This is a genomic window from Kitasatospora sp. NPDC091257 (assembly GCF_044757675.1).
Classification (GTDB): domain Bacteria; phylum Actinomycetota; class Actinomycetes; order Streptomycetales; family Streptomycetaceae; genus Kitasatospora; species Kitasatospora lactacystinica.
On record NZ_JBIVVI010000799.1, the window covers coordinates 1 to 4305 of the forward strand.

The window sequence follows — 4305 nt, forward strand, 5'->3', positions numbered from 1 at the left end:
CTCCGAGCGGCAGGGTGGCGAGCATGCCGGGGGCCTGCTCCAGGTCGAGCCGGACCAGGCCGAGCCCGGTGCTCTGGGCGCGGCTCTCCACCTGGCGGCCGATCTGGCCGACCTCGCTCTCGTTGCGGCCGGTCACCCGCACGTGCCCGCTGACCGTCACCGAGCCGCCGGTGCCGTGTCCGGCGGTCAGGCTGAAGGTGCTGGCGAGGGCCGGGGAGCCGGTGATCAGGTTGACCAGGTCCGGCGCGGCGATCCGGCCGGGGGCGCCGCCGGGGCGGCTCAGCTGCGGCCAGCGGGAGATCCAGTACGTGGTGTGCCAGCGGTCGTCGATCCGCCAGAACCGGTTGCCCTCCTGGGTGCGGCGGGTGGTGCCGCCGCCGCTGCCGGTGCCCTGACGGCCCGCCACCGCGATCGGGTTGGCGCAGGTGGCGATGGCCAGTGCGGCGATCAGCTCGCGCTCGTCCAGCACGGTCGCGTTGAAGCCGGCGCTGTTGAGCCGGCCGGCCAGCTGGTCGGTGACCCGCTGCAGCGCCTTGCGGGCGCCGTCCTCGCCGCCGCCGCGGGCCCGGACGGCGGTCGCCGCGCGTTCCGGGTCGAGCTTGAGCGCGATCCAGGTCAGCCGCAGCCCGGGGGTGGCGGTGCCGTCCGGCAGTTCGCGGTAGGCGCGGGCGGCCAGCGACTGCTCGGGCAGGTGCTGGGCCGGGGCGGGCTGGGTGTGCTGGACGAGCTGCACCGACTCCAGGGTGATGTCGTCCACCGTGAGCGCCGAGCAGATCACGTCCAGCGGCAGCGGCAGGGCGGTGCGCACCGGGCGCAGCGGCTGGTCCTTGGCCTGGACGAGCAGCACCGAGCTGAGGAAGGTCCCGTCGCCGACCATGCCGGTCTCCCGGCGGACCGGGCGGCCGCCGAACTCGGCCTCGGTGGCGTGGGTGCAGGTGCGCAGCCCCGGTTCGAGTTCCAGGGCCGGCGCCAGCGCCGGGTCGGTGCCGGCCGGCGGCAGCAGCGTCCTGGCCTGCTTGCGGCGGGACTTGAGGGCGGCGCGGACCCGAAGCAGTTCCGGGACGGTGCGGCCGCGCACCGGGACGAGCGCGAGCACGAGCAGCACCAGCGCGACCGCGCCGAAGCCGGCCGCGACCGGTCGGCTGATCGTCCAGCCGACCGCGACCAGGGCCGCCGCAACCTCGACCAGGACGAGCTGTTGGAGCTTCAACCGCCCTGCGAGCAGCCCCGGTCGGGGGTTGACCCGGACCTGGACGGCCCCGCCGCCCCCGCTGCCGGTCGGCTGCGGTCCGGCGGTCCCGGTCCCCGGTCCCGTCTCGTTCGCCGGTGCGCTGTGCTGCGCCCGGCCGGACCGGCGCGGCCTCCCGCCGCCCGCACTGCGGCGGCGTCCTGGAGCGGTCTGGCTTGGCATCCCCCGGTGGCCCTCTCTGATCCGTTGTCGCGGCCCGGCTGGCTGTGTCGCGGACCGTACCCGTACCGTACTCACCGTCTGCTGCCGCATCGTAGAGGGTTCGCGCCGGTTCGTGCCCGGCGGGTGACCACGGGGCCGGTCGGTCTGACAACGCCCGACAACGTCTGACAAGGGGGACGACGAGGTATGGCATCGCGCCGGGACGAGCTGAACGCGTACACCTTCGCCCGCAAGCGCACGGTGGGCGCCTTCCTGCTGCCCGCCGGTGGCGGCAGTGACGAGGACGCGCCGCGTCCGGTGAAGGCGGTGCTGCCGAGTGTGCTGGCCGGGGCGGTGTTCGTGGCCGGGTTCGGGCTCTGGGGGGTCTTCAAGCCGAGCGCGCCGGTGAAGTGGGACGACGGCAAGAACATCATCCAGGGCAAGCAGTCGACGACCCGGTACGTGGTGCTCATCGACCAGGACCAGAAGACCAAGCGGCTGCACCAGGTGCTCAACATGTCCTCGGCGCGGCTGGTGCTGCCCGCGGGCGCCAAGGTCGTGGTGGTGGACGACGGGGTGCTCGACCGGTACCCGAACCACGGGCCGACGATCGGCATCCCGTACGCGCCGGACAAGCTGCCGACCACGGACAACGCGAGCAAGCCGATGAAGTGGGCGGTGTGCGACCGTCCGGGCTCGGACGACAAGCAGGAGACCGTCAACCAGGCGGTGTTCGTGGCGGCCGGCGCGGACGCGACGGCGCTGGCGGCCAAGGACCGGATGCTCGGCCCGGACCAGCTGCTGCTGGTGCAGCAGGCCGACGAGCAGCAGGTCTCGGCCGCGCCGGTGCCGGGTCAGCCGACCGCCGCGGGTGCGGCGGTGTACCTGGTGGACGCGCAGGGCCGCAGGCACCTGATCGGCTCCCCGCAGTCGGACGACAGGGAGCGCAAGGCGCTGATCACCGCGGTGTTCGGGCCCAACGCGGTGCCGCAGCGGGTCAAGCGGGACTGGCTGGAGACCCTGGTGGACGCCACCCCGGTCACCTTCCCGCAGGTCGACGGGGTCGCCGACAGCCAGGGTGCCAACTCCAAGGTGGAGCTGAGCAACCAGGCCGACCGCCGGGTCGGCCGGCTGGTGCACTACCAGGACCGCCACTACGTGGTCGGCAAGGAGCAGCTGTACCTGGTCACGCCGTTCCAGGCGGACCTGATCCGGCAGAACCCGGCGTTCCAGATGCTCTACAAGTACGACCAGGACAAGAAGCCGCGCAGCGACGAGATGACCCCGGCCGACAACGCCCAGTGGGGCGTCGACGCGCCGCTGAAGGGCACCGTGGCGGACTGGCCGTTGAAGACCGGCGCGCCGGTGAACAACCAACAGGACCGCCAGGACGCCCGGATGGTCGTGTGCAGCACCTACGACGGCGTCGCCGAGGACGGTGCCACGGCCAAGCGCAGCGTCTGGGCCGGGACTTCGTACCCCGCGCCGTACAACAACGGCGCCGGGGCGGCGTACGTGACCCCCGGTCACGGTCTGTTCTACCGCTCGCTGGACCACTCGGCCGCCGGCTCCGGAACCGATTTCCTGATCACCGAGACGGGGTTGCGCTACTCCGTCCCGTCCAACGGCGACGGCGGCCCGCGCCCCGGCGCCTCGCCCCAGCCCGGCCAGAGCGGTACCCCGAAGCCGCCGACCCCGCCGGCCGGTGCCACGCCGACTCCCGGGGCCACGGCCCAGGATCCCGGCCGCCAGCCGGAGGAACCCGGCGGCAACCAGGCCCGGTTGGGCTATCAGGGGGTCCGGCCGCTGCCGGTGCCGAAGGAGTGGTCGAACCTGGTGCCGGCCGGCCCGCCGTTGACGGCGACGGGCGCCGTTCAGCCGCAGAACGCCTGACGGGCCAAGCGCGGCAACCGAATTGGCCTTAGTGTCATGGTCTGGTAACTACTCGGTGATCGATGTTGGGCGAGCTGCGTGTGCCGACTACAGTGCTGCTGGACATCACACCGGTGATGGCGGCGGTCGGCCCGCAGGGCCCTCCGTACACGCAAATGTTGTCTCATGGGGGACGGTGGAGCATGGCTCAGGGTCAGTTCACGATGACCGCGCAGGAGATGCTGGCATTCGCCAAGCAGATCGAAGAGGCCATCGGCAAGATCGAGGCTGAGAAGAACAAGCTGATCAGCACGGTCTCCGGCATCACCGGCGGTTGGCAGGGCGCGGCCGCGACGGCCTACACGAGCCTGCAGAACCGGGTCAACGAGGACATCGCGGCGCTCAAGGAGTCGCTGAACGCGATCAAGCACGCGATCGAGCTGACCACCAAGCACTACGCGAGCACCGAAGAGGAGCAGAAGGCGATGTTCTCCTCGGCCCAGGGCTGATCACCGCACTCGCGCTGATCAAGGCACCCGCGCCGACCGCCGTTCTGCCCCGCTCCACCGCTCTGCGGAGCGTCCGCCACTGACCGCGCGGCGCTCCGCACCCTCGTCAAGGGAGACAACGTGTCCGACCACATTCTCGTCAACTTCCAGACCGTGCACCAGGCGGCCGAGGAGGTCAAGGCCTCGGCGAGCCGCATCGACCACCTGCTGAACGACCTCAAGGGCAACGTCACCCGCATCGCCACCAGCTGGGAGGGTATCGCCCAGCAGGGCTACCAGGCCCACCAGGCCAAGTGGGACGCCAAGGCCAACGACCTCCAGCAGGCCTGCGCGCAGATCGCGACCTCGCTGGAGCAGGCCGCGCAGAGCTACCGGACGACCGAGGACGCCAACGCCAAGCTCTGGGGCTGACGTTCGGGTTCCTTGAGGAACGACAGGGGCGGCGGCGGGCGGGCGGCCGGTGCCGGTGGCGGCGATCCGGCCGTCGGCGGTCTCCAGCCAGCCGAGGTCGGTGCGGGTGCCGTCCTCGGGGTG

4 protein-coding genes are annotated in these 4305 nt (G+C 72.2%); 3 read left to right on the forward strand and 1 reads right to left on the reverse strand.

Features of this window, described 5'->3' with window-relative positions:
• On the reverse strand, positions 1–1210 hold a 1210-nt coding region (gene eccE, locus ACIQOV_RS29770; RefSeq protein ID WP_401053677.1), incomplete at its 3' end, for a type VII secretion protein EccE.
• A 387-nt stretch (positions 1211–1597) separates the two neighbouring features.
• Between eccE and ACIQOV_RS29775 the strand changes: the two genes are divergently transcribed.
• The 3 genes from ACIQOV_RS29775 to ACIQOV_RS29785 all read left to right on the forward strand — a co-directional run bounded on the left by ACIQOV_RS29775 (position 1598) and on the right by ACIQOV_RS29785 (position 4182).
• On the forward strand, positions 1598–3283 hold the full coding sequence (locus tag ACIQOV_RS29775) for a type VII secretion protein EccB (RefSeq protein WP_401053679.1): 1686 nt from the start codon (positions 1598–1600) through the stop codon (positions 3281–3283).
• A 182-nt stretch (positions 3284–3465) separates the two neighbouring features.
• The gene (locus ACIQOV_RS29780; protein WP_401053681.1) at positions 3466–3771 is read left to right on the forward strand and encodes a WXG100 family type VII secretion target; all 306 of its coding nucleotides are present in this window, start codon (positions 3466–3468) and stop codon (positions 3769–3771) included.
• Positions 3772–3891: 120 nt separating this feature from the next.
• A complete protein-coding gene (locus tag ACIQOV_RS29785) occupies positions 3892–4182 on the forward strand; it encodes a WXG100 family type VII secretion target (RefSeq protein ID WP_401053682.1) in 291 nt (96 codons plus the stop codon).
• The last annotated feature ends 123 nt before the right edge of the window (positions 4183–4305 follow it).

Bases quoted from the DNA above. Each gene is read 5' to 3' on its own strand.
- ACIQOV_RS29775 (WP_401053679.1), top strand. From the start codon at position 1,598: ATGGCATCGCGCCGGGACGAGCTGAACGCGTACACCTTCGCCCGCAAG.
- ACIQOV_RS29780 (WP_401053681.1), top strand. From the start codon at position 3,466: ATGGCTCAGGGTCAGTTCACGATGACCGCGCAGGAGATGCTGGCATTC.